Origin of the sequence: Vibrio ponticus (assembly GCF_009938225.1) — a bacterium.
In the GTDB taxonomy this organism is placed as follows: domain Bacteria; phylum Pseudomonadota; class Gammaproteobacteria; order Enterobacterales; family Vibrionaceae; genus Vibrio; species Vibrio ponticus.
In genome coordinates, this window is sequence record NZ_AP019657.1 from 467,635 (window position 1) to 481,431 (window position 13,797).

At 44.8% G+C, this 13,797-nt stretch carries 14 protein-coding genes and 1 tRNA gene; 4 read left to right on the forward strand and 11 right to left on the reverse strand.

What is annotated here, in order from left to right:
- Positions 1 to 205 precede the first annotated feature (205 nt).
- Positions 206 to 541 carry a DUF3622 domain-containing protein gene (locus GZN30_RS02055; protein WP_075651752.1) on the forward strand — a complete coding sequence of 112 codons (336 nt, stop codon included), beginning with the start codon at positions 206 to 208 and terminating at the stop codon, positions 539 to 541.
- Positions 542 to 618: 77 nt separating this feature from the next.
- On the opposite strand, the gene GZN30_RS02060 is transcribed toward GZN30_RS02055, so the two are convergent.
- The 5 genes from GZN30_RS02060 to purM form a co-directional block, all read right to left on the reverse strand.
- Positions 619 to 810, reverse strand: coding sequence for a DUF4250 domain-containing protein (locus tag GZN30_RS02060; RefSeq protein ID WP_075651754.1), 192 nt, complete (start codon positions 808 to 810; stop codon positions 619 to 621).
- Positions 811 to 812: 2 nt separating this feature from the next.
- The gene (locus GZN30_RS02065; RefSeq protein WP_075651756.1) at positions 813 to 1,016 is read right to left on the reverse strand and encodes a YaeP family protein; all 204 of its coding nucleotides are present in this window, start codon (positions 1,014 to 1,016) and stop codon (positions 813 to 815) included.
- Between the two features lie 186 nt (positions 1,017 to 1,202).
- Positions 1,203 to 1,856 carry a tellurite resistance TerB family protein gene (locus GZN30_RS02070; protein WP_075651758.1) on the reverse strand — a complete coding sequence of 218 codons (654 nt, stop codon included), beginning with the start codon at positions 1,854 to 1,856 and terminating at the stop codon, positions 1,203 to 1,205.
- A gap of 255 nt (positions 1,857 to 2,111) precedes the next feature.
- A complete protein-coding gene (gene purN / locus GZN30_RS02075) occupies positions 2,112 to 2,750 on the reverse strand; it encodes a phosphoribosylglycinamide formyltransferase (protein ID WP_075651760.1) in 639 nt (212 codons plus the stop codon).
- A gap of 3 nt (positions 2,751 to 2,753) precedes the next feature.
- Positions 2,754 to 3,794, reverse strand: a complete 1,041-nt coding sequence (gene purM / locus GZN30_RS02080) for a phosphoribosylformylglycinamidine cyclo-ligase (RefSeq protein WP_075651762.1) — start codon at positions 3,792 to 3,794, stop codon at positions 2,754 to 2,756.
- A gap of 179 nt (positions 3,795 to 3,973) precedes the next feature.
- Here purM and upp point away from each other — a divergent pair, with 179 nt between their 5' ends.
- Entirely contained in the window at positions 3,974 to 4,600 is a 627-nt protein-coding gene (gene upp / locus GZN30_RS02085) for a uracil phosphoribosyltransferase (RefSeq protein ID WP_075651764.1), read from the forward strand.
- Between the two features lie 356 nt (positions 4,601 to 4,956).
- Here upp and GZN30_RS02090 read toward each other — a convergent pair whose 3' ends face one another.
- The 4 genes from GZN30_RS02090 to GZN30_RS02105 form a co-directional block, all read right to left on the reverse strand.
- Positions 4,957 to 6,357, reverse strand: coding sequence for a Fic family protein (locus tag GZN30_RS02090; RefSeq protein WP_075651766.1), 1,401 nt, complete (start codon positions 6,355 to 6,357; stop codon positions 4,957 to 4,959).
- A gap of 163 nt (positions 6,358 to 6,520) precedes the next feature.
- Entirely contained in the window at positions 6,521 to 7,819 is a 1,299-nt protein-coding gene (rluF, locus tag GZN30_RS02095; protein ID WP_083627207.1) for a 23S rRNA pseudouridine(2604) synthase RluF, read from the reverse strand.
- A gap of 100 nt (positions 7,820 to 7,919) precedes the next feature.
- On the reverse strand, positions 7,920 to 8,498 hold the full coding sequence (gene smrA, locus GZN30_RS02100; RefSeq protein WP_075651768.1) for a DNA endonuclease SmrA: 579 nt from the start codon (positions 8,496 to 8,498) through the stop codon (positions 7,920 to 7,922).
- 165 nt (positions 8,499 to 8,663) lie between these two features.
- Positions 8,664 to 8,804, reverse strand: coding sequence for a DUF3149 domain-containing protein (locus GZN30_RS02105; protein WP_075651770.1), 141 nt, complete (start codon positions 8,802 to 8,804; stop codon positions 8,664 to 8,666).
- A 257-nt stretch (positions 8,805 to 9,061) separates the two neighbouring features.
- On the opposite strand from GZN30_RS02105, the gene GZN30_RS02110 reads away from it, so the two are divergent.
- Positions 9,062 to 9,138 (forward strand) — tRNA-Pro (locus tag GZN30_RS02110).
- A gap of 346 nt (positions 9,139 to 9,484) precedes the next feature.
- Positions 9,485 to 10,722, forward strand: a protein-coding gene (locus GZN30_RS02115; RefSeq protein ID WP_408646766.1) for an IS3 family transposase whose coding sequence is annotated in 2 segments (ribosomal slippage) — positions 9,485 to 9,856 and positions 9,859 to 10,722 — 1,236 coding nt in all. Because the reading frame shifts where the segments join, the coding sequence is not laid out codon by codon here.
- A gap of 297 nt (positions 10,723 to 11,019) precedes the next feature.
- On the opposite strand, the gene GZN30_RS02120 is transcribed toward GZN30_RS02115, so the two are convergent.
- Both GZN30_RS02120 and GZN30_RS02125 read right to left on the reverse strand, forming a co-directional pair.
- Positions 11,020 to 11,889 carry a TraB/GumN family protein gene (locus GZN30_RS02120; RefSeq protein ID WP_075652192.1) on the reverse strand — a complete coding sequence of 290 codons (870 nt, stop codon included), beginning with the start codon at positions 11,887 to 11,889 and terminating at the stop codon, positions 11,020 to 11,022.
- A 301-nt stretch (positions 11,890 to 12,190) separates the two neighbouring features.
- The gene (locus tag GZN30_RS02125; protein ID WP_075652191.1) at positions 12,191 to 13,582 is read right to left on the reverse strand and encodes a peptide MFS transporter; all 1,392 of its coding nucleotides are present in this window, start codon (positions 13,580 to 13,582) and stop codon (positions 12,191 to 12,193) included.
- Positions 13,583 to 13,797: the final 215 nt, after the last annotated feature.

Here is a 13,797-nt window from a genome sequence, read left to right on the forward strand (position 1 = left end):
AGCCGCCAACGCAATCGCAATGGCGGCTTCTCTTTTCGATTCCGGTCGTAGCGTCGCGACTAATATGAAGAAAAATGGCGCATGGCTAGATTGAGAGCGCGGTTTGTGCTCTAATACGCCGCCCCAAAGGAGGGGAATGATCGACTTAGCTGAGCGGGAATGCAGCAGGCGAAGTCATTGTTAATAATTCATTAGAGCAAAGACTATGACCACAAGTAAAAAGTTTGCAATTCGCGTATCAGAAAAGCGTAACGGTTGGTGTGCAGAGATCACTCGCCAAGTAACTTCTCGTAAGCAAGTAGTATCAAAGCGTGAACAAGGTTTTGAAACTGAAGCACTTGCACAAGAGTGGGCTGAAAAAGAGCTAGCACAATTCGTTGAGAACCAAGTTAAACGCAACGAGCGTAAAGCGGATCAACGTGCAGAGCGCAATGAGCGTCAAGAGCGTGAAGCAGCAGAGCGTAAAGCAGCAGCAATGCGTCGCCGCAGCGAAGCAGCACTTGCAGCAGAAGCTGACGAAGAAGATGAAGACGATTTCTAATCGCTGATAAAATCTGAATCTAAAAAAACCGCCGAGAGGCGGTTTTTTGTTTCTATTCAGTAAAGCTTTGAACGAACTTAGCGGAACTGACCAGCGTCAGGTAGAAACTCAAAGCCAGCCGTGGCGAGTTTTGCCTCTAGCGCCTGACGGTCGATATCAAAAAACTTTACTAACTCATCCAGATCGCCAGCGAAGTCATCACGCAGTTTCAAGTTAACAATGCTCATTAGCATGATCGGGTCCATGCTCTCAAATTTGCTGAGATCCATGCTTAGTCCTCAAAGTCAGAGATAAGAAGGTTAGCCGCCGCGAAAGCCGCTTTTTCACGAACTTGCATATCTAGATTAGTATCGGCGGCAATTTCGTTTAGCGTGCGTACGGCACAGGTAATAGCCTGAGGAATATAGCCTTGGTCACCACTACCAATTTGTGCGTAAAGCTCGCGTACCAAATCACAACAATCGTAAACTTTCATCGTATTACTTCCACTATAAATGAGAACTTCTCTCACTATACTGTTTCTATTGGTTAAGTTCAAAGCCTGATAAACGCTTGAGATTGCGCTAACTCAAAGCCGGTTTAGGTTTGCTGCTATATTGCCCAGTTTTGTTATTCAGCCTTACTTATTGAGCCTTATTTATTGAGCTGTAGTTATTCAGTTCTAGCGATTCAGTTGCAGTTCTAATTGCTGAGTGACTTCTGGTGCAAGGTTAAGTTGTTTGGCTAACTCTTGCAGATAGGCTCTTTCCATAAAGTTCTGCTCATCAACCACGATCAGTGATGCAAGATACACTTCTGATGCTTGTTGCGGAGTACGAGCCAGTTGAGCGATTTGAGTTGGGTCGAGCGGTTTGTTGAGCTCTGCATGGATCAGGGCTTGCAACTGCGGATCAGCACCTGCTTGTTCCATTGCTGATTCAATATGCGCCATTTCAGCTTGGTCAACATGCCCATCGGCTTTGGCTGCGGCAATCATTGCTTTGAGAATAAGTTGATCATGGACAGTGTCGTTGGCATCAAAGGCTTCTGGTGCTGCTTGCGGATTGGATTGTTTGCCCTGCCAATCGTTATATACCTTGTAAGCCAGCGCGCCTAGAGCGGCTGCACCACCGACTTTAAGTGCATTTTTGCCGACTTTTTTACCGATCTTTTTACTCTTTTTTGAGCCCATAAGTAGGTTGACCAGTCCGCCGCCAACCGCCCCAGCACCAAGAGATTTTAGAGTATTTGATGTTGATGCGCTTTTGAGTTGTTGTTGCCCTTGGCGAACCACATCGGAATTAAGCGCCTGATTAAGCAATGATTTGATATCCATAAATACCTCTAGTTATTGGCTGTGAAGGGAAGATCACATAAGCCAGATTAACCGAAGGAAAATGAACGGGGGATTAATGAAATGGAATCGAGAATACGGATGTGGGATGCGGGGTAAAGAAATTAGCGGAAGAAAACGAGAGTCGAGATAAACTCAGACTCTCGTCTAATATAGTCGTGATCGTTAAGCGACATTCTCACAGCGCCTTCATTCCGTAGCGCAGCGTTCCGTCATCCGTGAGCTTGCGTTCTGTTTTTATTCCGTTGCGTAGCCGTGGATGCCGAGCTGTTCGCCGTCTAGGTAGGCTTTGCCTTCACGCATTTCTAGACGATCGTCCACAAACCACTTGGCGACCATAGGGTAGATGCGGTGTTCTTGATTTTGCACGCGTTCAGTGAGTGATTCGACGTTATCTTCGTCGAAAATTGGCACTTTTGCTTGCAAAATCACTGGACCGCCATCGAGTTGCTCAGTGACGAAGTGAACACTTGTACCGTGCTCTTCGTCACCGGCGTGGATCGCTCGCTGGTAAGTATTTAGACCAGGGTACTTAGGCAGTAGAGAAGGGTGGATATTGATCATACGACCTAAATAGTGGCGCACAAACTCGCCACTTAAGATACGCATATAGCCAGCAAGGATGACTAAATCAGGTTTAAACTCATCCATTTGGCGCATTAGCTCATGGTCAAATGCGTCACGAGTATCGAATGCTTTAGGGTCTAGAAACACGCCTGCCGCTCCTGCGATTTTTGCACGTTCAAGTGCGTAGGCTTCCACTTTATTAGAGAAAACCGCCGTCACTTTACCATTCGTAATCGTGCTTTCGCAGGCGTCGATAATCGCTTGCAGGTTGGTACCGTTTCCGGATACTAAAACAACAATACTCTTCATAACTTAGTTGATCTCTACTTGCTCTTCATCTGCTTGTGCTGGTGCAATGGTACCAATAACCCAAGCATTTTCGCCTTCTTGCTGAAGCAGTTCTACCGCTGCATCAGCTTGCTCAGCGGGTAGTGCAACGATAAGACCGACACCACAGTTAAAGGTGCGGTACATTTCGTGCGTGGTCACATTGCCTTGTTCTTGTAGCCACTTAAAGATGACTGGCCATTCCCAGCTGTTGCCATCGATAACGGCTTTGGTGCCTTCAGGCAATACGCGTGGGATATTTTCCCAGAAACCACCGCCAGTGATGTGCGAAATTGCATGGATGTCATGCTTTTCGATCATCTTAAGCGCTGATTTGATATAAATTTTGGTTGGTTCTAGTAGGTGTTCACCAATCGTGCGACCTTCTAGCTCTTGATTTTTGTCTGCGCCAGACACTTCAAGAATTTTGCGTACCAGTGAGTAGCCATTTGAGTGAGGACCACTTGAACCAACAGCGATAAGCGCGTCACCAGCGGCTACTTTAGTGCCGTCGATAATGTCTTCTTTTTCAACCACACCAACACAGAAGCCAGCGACGTCATAGTCTTCACCTTCATACATACCCGGCATTTCAGCCGTTTCACCACCGATAAGCGCACAACCAGCTTGTACACAGCCTTCGGCAATACCAGACACTACGTCAGCGGCTGTATCAACGTCGAGTTTGCCTGTCGCGTAGTAGTCAAGAAAGAATAGTGGCTCAGCACCTTGTACGATAAGGTCATTAACACACATTGCCACAAGGTCGATACCGATGGTGTCGTGCTTGTTCATATCCAACGCTAGGCGCAGTTTAGTGCCGACGCCATCAGTGCCAGAGACTAGCACTGGTTGCTTATATTTGGTTGGCAGTTCACATAGGGCACCAAAGCCACCAATACCACCCATTACTTCAGGGCGACGAGTACGTTTTACGGCACCTTTGATACGATCAACAAGTGCGTTACCTGCATCAATATCAACGCCAGCGTCTTTATAGCTAAGAGATGTGTTATTGCCACTCACGGGAAGTCCTCGGTCTAGTCAATTGGATATGAGAAAACGGCGCTATTCTAACAGTGGATAAAGTGCAATAGCAAACGTTTGCGCAAGTTTTTTCTCTTACCCTAGATCAAGAAAAACAGAATGAAATCGTATATAATCTGAAGGTTTGTTTAAAAAATACTAAAAAGCCGGAGATGGACATGAAAGTTGTTGAAGTTAAACACCCGCTTGTTAAACACAAAATTGGTCTAATGAGAGAAGGTGACATCAGCACAAAGCGCTTCCGTGAATTAGCGACAGAAGTTGGTAGTCTACTAACTTATGAAGCAACCGCGGATTTTGAAACCGAGAAAGTAACCATTGAAGGCTGGAATGGTCCAGTAGAAGTTGATCAAATCAAAGGTAAAAAAGTAACTGTAGTGCCTATCCTACGTGCAGGTCTTGGCATGATGGACGGTGTACTAGAGCACATGCCAAGCGCACGTATCAGTGTGGTAGGTATTTACCGTGATGAAGAGACACTTGAGCCAGTACCTTACTTTAATAAGCTTGCTTCTAACATTGACGAGCGTATCGCGCTAGTTGTTGACCCAATGCTTGCAACGGGTGGTTCTATGATTGCAACCATCGACCTTCTTAAAGAGAAAGGTTGTCAGGCAATCAAAGTACTTGTACTTGTAGCAGCACCAGAAGGTATCGAAGCACTTGAGCGTGCACACCCAGACGTAGAACTTTACACGGCAGCTATCGATGAGAAGCTAAACGATAAAGGTTACATCGTTCCGGGTCTAGGCGACGCAGGTGACAAGATTTTCGGTACTAAGTAGACCGAATTAAATGTAAAAAGAGGAGCTTCGGCTCAAGCCATTGCGCTTTCGAGGTGCTAATGTCATAGCATGATACTCATCAAAGCCCCATACTCGTACCGTCACAGATACGTATGGGGCTTTTATATTGGACAAAAAACTGGCTCAAAGATAATTCAAGTTCGAGTACCCGAAGCTGTTGGTGTGGCGTAAAAATCAACAGGTGTCGCAATCCTCTATGTGATAACTTCTCCTTACAAGCCATAAACAAACGATCCCATCCCCGTATTCAAAATCAGCGGCAATCAAGTTACAGTTTAAAAATCACACACCAAAAACTAACGTTTACAGAGCCATCTATAAGCTCATGTTCGGTGTTACTTAGTGGTGTCGAACTTCTCTTTCCAAGTAAGAAACATCATCTCTGTCACGCCAAGGGACACAATCGCGCCACTATGTAGCTTGTCAAGTTCAACCGTCGCAATGGAGATGAACTTGTCAGCATCTTTAATCTGATTCTCAACGCAGAATTGCTCTAACTGACTCTGCACCTCATCACCGACAATCATTTCTCTGATGATTTGGCCGATGGCTTGTTTGCGCTCGCTGCGGTACTTGATTCTATACGAATCAATAACACCAATAGATTTCTCGACAACCTCATACTGATGGCTAGAACGCTCGTAAGCCCAAGCAAACACCTCTAGTGCAGGCATATGATCGCCTGTCTCATAGAAATAAATCAGAGACTTAACATAGTCATCTTTAGGAACATCGACAAAGCTTAATGGGCAAAGATTTTCTTGGATGAACGGTAAGTTGCAACTTAAACGTGCGGTACGCTTATTTACATCCTCAAACGCTTGAAGATATGACAGGTGCATGAGTAAGAAGAATGATTGCTCAAATGGGTCGTCAATTTTCTCAGCCTTTCTTAGCAGTAGTGTAAACAACTCTTCGAGTTGCTGCGGAGCATTTAGCGGCATGTAAGAAGTCTTGGTAATGTTGACCTCAATTTGTCTGATCTGACCGCATGCGAAGCTATTAGAGAGTAAATCCTGCGATAGAAGCTGATGCAAGTTCCTGATCACGAAAGGAGTTACAGAAAGCTCTTCGGCATTCTCAATCAAAAACAGAATGGCTTCTTTGTGGTTTAAGATCATAATGGTTTCTTCATCGAACTTACCATCAGCAGCCTCGCCGACTTGCAGTAGCTTTTCGGTATCAAGAATTGAATATGTGTTCCCCTCTAATCGACTAGAGTTGAACGACAAGTCTATGAGAAGTTTTTGTGCAATGTCCTTAGCATAAGTCCCAGCAGCCAGTTTCTTGTTGAAGCGTTTACCTAACGCCCTGAGTTTGAATGCGGTATCTTCTGGCACATAGCGCGTCTTATTAGGGATGTAGTTTTCAACTAAAGAGTGGTCATAGGACACTTTAGCGCGTGTATAGGAGGGGGATTCAAGGCGCTTAAGCTTTTTTAAGGACTCTTGAGATAGCAAGATAGCTTTGTCATGCTCTGACTCATTTTCTGGATCCTCTGGCAATGTGTCCTTATTTTCGACTAGGGACAGGTATCTAAGGCCACTTCTTTGACCAGATGTAGCAATGCGAGACTCATCTGTGAGCCTCTTTAGGCGTCTTTGAAGTGTCTTTTCAGTGATATTAATGAATAATAGTTCATGAATCTCACTTCTTGATAGAGGCTTACTCGCTCTATCGATAGCACTTTGAATGAACTCAAGCTCTTGTTCAATAGTGATTAAATCTTGCTTCATGGTCTACTTATAACTGTCCTTAATAGTGAAAACATAGCACCACTAAGGACAATTAACAACCACTAAGGACACAGTTGAGGACACATTTAAGCACTAAGGACACGATGAATACTCGAACCTATAACACCACGAAAGCGCAAAGGCTTGGCTTCGGCTCCTCTTTTTATTTTTTCAGCGTTAGTGTCCCGCCTACGCGTGGGGCTGAACTTGGTTTGTGATCGGCAGGTTTACGATTGGTAGCCTTCGCACCACTTGGTTTTGAATAGTTTGGCTTCGCGTTACCAGATTTATTGTGGCTTGGTTTGCTATGGTGTGGTTTGCCGCCATGCGCTTTGTCGTCTTTTGCTTTGTAAGATCCGCCATCGCGGTTTGGCTTGCTGTAACCTTTGCCTTTATTGTCGTTTGCGCGATCTTTGTAGCTTGGTTTGTCATTGAAGCGATCACGATTGCGTTCATTACCCTGTTCATAACTGCGTTCGTTATTACGAGAATGGCCACGCTCATTGTTACGCTCGTCATTGCGTTCACCGCGACGCTCACTGTTATAGCTATTGTTTTGGTTGCGACCTTTTTTCGAGTTCGGCGCGTGACGGAACTCATCAGCGTTGCGACCTTTAAACGTGCGTTCTTTTTGATTACGGCGTGCTGTTGAACCTTGGTTCTCTTCACGGCTATCAAACAGTTTTGCATCGGTTGCTTTACGAATACGCTGACCTTTCGCATCTAATTTAGAGGCTTCTTCAGTACTTACCGAGCCTTCACACATCGCGTGAATTTGGTTGATTTCGTCGTCGGTTAAGTAGCGCCACTGACCATTAGGAATACCATCAAGACTAATGTTCATGATACGCACGCGGCGAAGTTTAAATACTTCATAGCCCAGTGCTTCACACATGCGGCGGATCTGACGGTTCAAGCCTTGTGTCAGTACGATACGGAAAGAGAATTTAGTTTCTTTGGTGACTTTACAAGGTAGCGTTACGGTATCAAGAATATTCACACCTGAGCTCATTGCTTTAATGAACTCGTTAGTGATCGGTTTGTCGACACGCACCACATATTCTTTTTCGTGGTTGTTGCCTGCGCGCAGGATCTTGTTAACGATGTCACCATCGTTAGTCAAAAAGATCAGACCGTCAGAAGGTTTATCCAAACGACCAATAGGGAAAATACGCGATTTGTGACCAATAAAGTCGACGATGTTGCCCGGGATGTTGCGCTCAGTGGTACAGGTGATACCTGTTGGCTTGTTAAGAGCAATGTAGACCGGTTTTTCTTTCGACTTTAGCGGATTACCATCGATACATACATCATCACCAGGAAGTACTTTAGTACCCATCTCCGGTAATTGACCATTAATGGTGACACGACCTTGGTCGATCAGTTTATCGGCTTCACGGCGTGAGCAGTAACCTGTTTCACTGATGTATTTGTTCAGGCGTTTGGTATTATCTTGTGACATAGAATTTCTCTCAACGTTTCCCAACGGCAAATTGTAAATTGCCATGTGATTCCTTCCCATGGCATGTTAAAGCGCGGCGATTGTAGCAGTCGAAGAGGGATTAGCCCATTCGTTTTTGATGACGTTCGCGGTTTTCTAGCTTCTTATCGTTACTTTTTCGTAGCAATACATAGACAGCGCCAGTGCCACCGTGAAAACGTTGTGCACTATGGGCACATTGCACATCGTTAATTTGAGTTAGCCACTGCGCGAGGTAACTTTTCATCATGGCTGGTGGATTTGAACGTTCACCACGACCATGGACAATCATCACGGTCCGAATGTCCATACGCATGCATTGCTTAAGGAAGTTCACCACTTCATCACGTGCATCTTTCAATGTTTTGCGGTGCAAATCGAGTTTGGCTTGAATGGGGTATTTGCCTAAACGCAACTTGCGGTAGACCCCGTCTTGTACGCCATCACGCTTAAACTCGATAATGTCATCGGGCTTAATCATTGGTGCATGATCGATAGAAAGGTATTCAGGGTCATCTTCTGTTAACCAAATTGCGGCTTCTCGCTTAGCAAGTTGCGCTGCGCTGACTTGGTGCGTCTTTTTAAGATCGGCCGTGTCATTGTGAAGAGGCTTTACGTCGCCCATCATTTGTTGAAATAAGTCGAAGTCGTCTTGAGACATAACTGCATCTCAGGCTAAGAGTTCAATACTGCAATTATACCTAGTCTTGCACGAGAGTGATCAATATTTGTTGTTGTCGGGTATAACAAAAAGAAAAAACCGAAGTGAACAGATAATCCACTTCGGTGCAAAGCGTTGGGCTACTACTAGCTGAGCTTAGCGATTCTAGTGAGGAGATTTGTCAGTCATCACCTTGTAAACGAAGAAACCGCCATAAAATAGCATTAGACCTAAAGCGCCGAAAATAACGATCATTGACGAAAGTCCAACTGCATTACCAAAAAGGAGATCGAGCCAAAAGTCCATGTTTCCTCCAAAGTTCCGAAGACAAGGTCTAGGTTAACTTTTGGATAAAAATTATTAATGATCTGGATCAATTGTGTTTTTAAGGTTGCCGAAACATTTCATTTAATGTGTTTTTGCTCACAACTTGTAGCCCGTTGATGGTGTTTTAGGCAAACGGTTCGAAATGACGAATAAAGTGATGAAAAGCGCTTGCGTTGCTCGGAATAATCAGTAATATACGCATCCGTTGACGGGCAAAACGCTCGAATAAAACATCTCGGTGAATAGCGCAGCTTGGTAGCGCATCTGGTTTGGGACCAGAGGGTCGGGGGTTCGAATCCCTCTTCACCGACCATCTTCGAAGAAGCCGCAGTAAAAATACTGCGGCTTTTTTACGTTTGCGCATTAGCAGCGTATGAGGTCGGGTGCGGAATGCCGCCCAGCTGGAGCGCCAGTCCGATCAATCCCTCTTTACCGACCATCTTAAGAGAAAGGCTCTGACTGCGCGTCCCGACAGTAATGCAGAGCCTTTTTCGCATTCAGAGGTATAGGTTAAGGAGTGGCGCAATCGGGGGCTGGCAGCCCAGTCGCATCGAATTCCTCTTCACCGACCATCTTCGAAGAAGCCGCAGTAGAAATACTGCGGCTTTTTTACGTTTGCTGTCCCGTCCTGAAATGTGTTTACACATTGAGGACGAATTATGACCACGTCAAATAAACTCTACATTAAGCGCACTCAGCGTGATTACACACTAGGCTTTAAATTGCAGGTTGTTGATGCTGTAGAAAAAGGCGAAATGACCTACAAGCAAGCACAAGCCATTTATGGTATCCAAGGTCGCTCAACTGTTTTAACCTGGCTGAGGAAGCACGGGAAAATGGATTGGACGCAAAACCCAAGGAAGAACGCTATGCATGAGACTACCAAACCTAGTGAGTCTCCCGCTCAAAAAATTAAACGTCTTGAAAAAGAACTCGAAGATGAGCGAATAAGAAATCTGTTCTTGAATGAAGTGGTTGATATTCTTGACGCTGAGCATGGGACAAGCCTAAGAAAAAAGTATCTCGCCAAGGAGCGAGAAGCCTTCAAAAACAGAAAGGGATCAGCTTAGCTAGAATTTGCCGCCTATGTGGCATATCGAGACAAAGTGTTTACCAAAGAGAAAAGCGAGCAGCTGCCCGTCAAATTAAGCTCGATCCCGTAAAGCAAATGGTTTTAGAGCTCCGACGTTATATGCCTCGAGTTGGAACAAGAAAACTGTATTTCTTACTCAAGCCAAAGCTAGAAAAAGCAGGCATTAAACTAGGTCGGGATGCGCTCTTTGACTACTTACGTAATGAGAGACTCCTTGTTCGACCAAAACGCAGTTTTACAAAGACAACCAATAGCCGACACTGGATGCAAAAGCACCCTAACTTACTGAAGGAGCTTAAGCCGAGTCATCCCGAAGAAGTATTGGTCAGCGATATCACCTACGTCCAATCGGATAAAGGTGTTCACTATTTATCTCTTGTGACAGACGCATTTAGTCGAAAAATCATGGGGTATGAGTTGAGTAATGAGATGAAAGCAACAGATGTTGTAAAAGCTCTGCGCAAGGCGATAAAAGCACGTCAATATCGATGCTCTTGCATTCATCACTCAGACCGCGGTCTTCAATACTGCTCAACAGTTTATCAAGAGCAGTTGAAAAGTGGGCACATAAAGCCATCCATGACTGATGGGTATGACTGCTACCAGAATGCGTTAGCAGAGAGAGTCAACGGGATACTAAAACAAGAGTTCCTACTCGATAGGTGTCAAGACATCAAAGAGCTCAACCAACTAGTAAAAGAGTCTATTAGTATCTATAACAATATGAGACCGCATCTTAGTCTCGGGATGAAAACCCCAAATGAGGTTCATGAAAAAAGCCAACTGCTAACGCAGTTGGCTTAGTATAAAACTGTCAAGGTATTTTAGGACGAGACATGCGCATTAGCTGCGTATGAGGTCGGGTGCGGAATGCCGCCTACCTGGAGCGCCAGTCCGATCAATCCCCCTTTACCGACCATCTTAAGATAAAGGCTCTGACTGCGCGTCCCGACAGTAATGTAGAGCCTTTTTCGCATTTAGAGGTATAGATTAAGGAGAGGCGTAATCGGGGGCTGGCAGCCCAGTCGCATCGAATCCCTCTTCACACCATCTTCGAAGAAGCCGCAGTAGAAATACTGCGGCTTTTTTACGTTTGTACTATTAGAAATTAAACTGGCAAATAGCAGCTTGGCTTTGAGAGCGTTGGGTGACCTTAAAGCCACGGCTCTCTAGCAGAGTCAGTAGGTTTTCGGGACCAATCAAGTGTAGGGCGCCCACGACAATCAGGTAGTTGCCTTCATGGGAGGGGAAGATTGACCCATGGGCGAGCTTCTCAGCCCAGTCGCGGTTTCTTTGGTGCATGAATGCTTCTTCCATTTGTGGTGACATTTCAGAGAGTTTGGCAAACTCATTAAGATTTTCGATGTCACCGCTTTTCCAGCTGTTAATTAAACAGTGGGCAGCTTCTTCATTGATATCAAATTGCTCGATAGCCGAAGTGAGCAACTCTTCACCATCATTTGGCAGGCTTGCCAACATATCAATTTGAAATTGGACGGACTCGAGACTGTAGATCGGTTTTGTCAGTGATGAGGCTTGCCCTAGGAGCGCTAAATCAACGCCATCTTGAGCTCGGTAACCCAAGTACTCAATCTGTTTCTGCTGTATGGTTAATGCCGTGACCCAGGGCGAAGCGAGTAGGAGCTGCTGAGGATCGAGATTTAGTAATCCTGCAATCCCTTTCAATTCGCGAATATTGTTGTCACTCAGCACTTGTTCGGTTGTCACTTTCGTTTCCGGAAAGCGGATGTTTTGTTGCGAACGAATGTCGGTTTCTACGACTAAGCCGTCGGAATGTTTTAGAAAAGTGGTGATGTTGACTGGCAGTGGGTACATGGATTGATCACCAACGTGCACTGAACCGAGCAGCAGATAAGTTAACTTCCCTTTGGTTGCTTGCCAGTAAAGTGGCTCCGCTTGGGATAGGGGAGTAAAGAGTATAAAAAGTAATAGGTAGCAGAATTTTTTCATAGCATGCTCAGGTATCGATATGACCTCTTTACTATAACAACTTAGTGATAGAAATCAGGAATGTGAAGTAAGGCGAGGGTATAGAGTTCGCGAGAGAGGGATAAATTCGTGATCTATGACGCATTAGTTTACTGAATGAAATAAGCATGGTAGATGGTCAACTAAATTTTCGGTGTGAAATAACTCGCAAAATACAGAGTGAAAGTGGGGGACTTTAGAGCGTGTTTGTTTCCTTTGAATTGTTCAGACAATAAAAAGCCCAGCATGTGATGCTGGGCTATAACACTGAACTCGAATGCGATTAAGCGACTTGAGTTTGCTGTTCTTCGATTTGCTGTTCAGTGCTGATTGGCGATTCTGCGCCGTGCATCCAGCGAACTAGCGTGTTTGAGAACAATAGTAGAACAACGCCACTGATGGTTGCTGTAACTGCAATGCCGCTAAAGATAGATAGCGCACCTAGTTCACCCACGTGTGAGCCAACGTAACCCGCTACATAGTTTGCGATAGCGTTACAACCGAACCATGCACCCATCATTAATGATGCTAGACGCAGTGGTGCAAGTTTGGTTACCAGTGATAGACCAATTGGTGATAGGCACAGTTCACCCAAAGTATGGAAGAAGAATGCACCAACTAGCCAAAGCATAGAAGTTTTCACTGTTGTGTCGCCACCTTGTTCCATTACAGCACCTACCATACATAGGAAGCCAAGTGCTAGGAAGAACATTGCTAAAGCGAATTTTACTGGTGAGTTTGGCTCACGTTTACCCAGCTTAACCCAAAGCACAGCAAGTAACGGCGCTAGAGTAATAATGAAGAATGGGTTAAGTGACTGGAACCAAGCCGCAGGAACTTCAAAACCGCCAATCATACGATCAGTATATTGCTGAGTGTAGATATTCATTAGACCGCCAGCTTGTTCAAAGCCCGCCCAGAATACGATGGTAAATACACTCATCACTAGGATAACTTTGATGCGATCGAATTCTTCTTTAGTTAGCGGCTCTTTCTTGTTTGAGTTTTTAAGCTCAAGATCGCGTTTCGCTGCTGGCTCTCTACCGATATCGCCCAACCATGATTGTGCTAGCGTCATTTGCATGACTAAGCTCATCAGCATACCGATACCTGCTGCAACAAAGCCTGCTTTCCAACCAAATTCGTTAGTTACAGAGCCTGATACTACGCCTGCCAGTAGTGCACCGATGTTGATACCCATATAGAAGATAGTAAATGCGCCGTCACGACGGTTATCGCCTTCTTTATATAGGTCGCCCACCATTGTTGAAATGTTTGGTTTAAATAGACCGTTACCAGCGATAAGCAGTGCAAGACCTAGATAGAAACTGTGTAGCACGCTTAAGCCAAGCATATCGGCAGGAATAGCGAGTGTGAACTGACCAATTGCCATCAGCGCACCACCGATAAGGATAGAGCGACGTTGACCTAAGTAGTTATCTGCTAACCAACCACCGATTAGGGGAGTGATGTAGACGAGTCCAGTATAGATGCCGTAGAGATCTAGAGCATCTTTAGTCGACCAGCCTAAACCGCCGTTTAAAGTTGTATCTGTTAGATATAGCACTAAGATTGCGCGCATTGCGTAGTAGGAGAAACGCTCCCAAAGCTCAGTACCGAATAATAAGAACAGTCCGCGTGGGTGTCCTAGGATTTGATGATGCTGTGTTGACATAAATTTTACTAATAGATTTTGTTAAAGAATTTTATGTGGGAAATATCTATACAGGATGAGATTAAGTATTGCAAATTATTAATTTGTTGGAATTTGCATAAAAAATGTGACAAGTGTATGTTTTGTGGTGTGTTGAAGAGTCTAAATTTGATTTTCCCACATGATTAAAACTTAGGTTTCATATTTGGTGGTAGTTTGATTTGTTTGGCTTTTTT

What these genes read in the sequence shown, in the direction of transcription:
- GZN30_RS02055 (WP_075651752.1), top strand. Translation starts at nt 206, where the DNA reads ATGACCACAAGTAAAAAGTTTGCAATTCGCGTATCAGAAAAGCGTAAC.
- GZN30_RS02060 (WP_075651754.1), bottom strand. Translation starts at nt 810, where the DNA reads ATGGATCTCAGCAAATTTGAGAGCATGGACCCGATCATGCTAATGAGC.
- GZN30_RS02065 (WP_075651756.1), bottom strand. Translation starts at nt 1,016, where the DNA reads ATGAAAGTTTACGATTGTTGTGATTTGGTACGCGAGCTTTACGCACAA.
- GZN30_RS02070 (WP_075651758.1), bottom strand. Translation starts at nt 1,856, where the DNA reads ATGGATATCAAATCATTGCTTAATCAGGCGCTTAATTCCGATGTGGTT.
- purN (WP_075651760.1), bottom strand. Translation starts at nt 2,750, where the DNA reads ATGAAGAGTATTGTTGTTTTAGTATCCGGAAACGGTACCAACCTGCAA.
- upp (WP_075651764.1), top strand. Translation starts at nt 3,974, where the DNA reads ATGAAAGTTGTTGAAGTTAAACACCCGCTTGTTAAACACAAAATTGGT.
- GZN30_RS02090 (WP_075651766.1), bottom strand. Translation starts at nt 6,357, where the DNA reads ATGAAGCAAGATTTAATCACTATTGAACAAGAGCTTGAGTTCATTCAA.
- rluF (WP_083627207.1), bottom strand. Translation starts at nt 7,819, where the DNA reads ATGTCACAAGATAATACCAAACGCCTGAACAAATACATCAGTGAAACA.
- smrA (WP_075651768.1), bottom strand. Translation starts at nt 8,498, where the DNA reads ATGTCTCAAGACGACTTCGACTTATTTCAACAAATGATGGGCGACGTA.
- GZN30_RS02105 (WP_075651770.1), bottom strand. Translation starts at nt 8,804, where the DNA reads ATGGACTTTTGGCTCGATCTCCTTTTTGGTAATGCAGTTGGACTTTCG.
- GZN30_RS02120 (WP_075652192.1), bottom strand. Translation starts at nt 11,889, where the DNA reads ATGAAAAAATTCTGCTACCTATTACTTTTTATACTCTTTACTCCCCTA.
- GZN30_RS02125 (WP_075652191.1), bottom strand. Translation starts at nt 13,582, where the DNA reads ATGTCAACACAGCATCATCAAATCCTAGGACACCCACGCGGACTGTTC.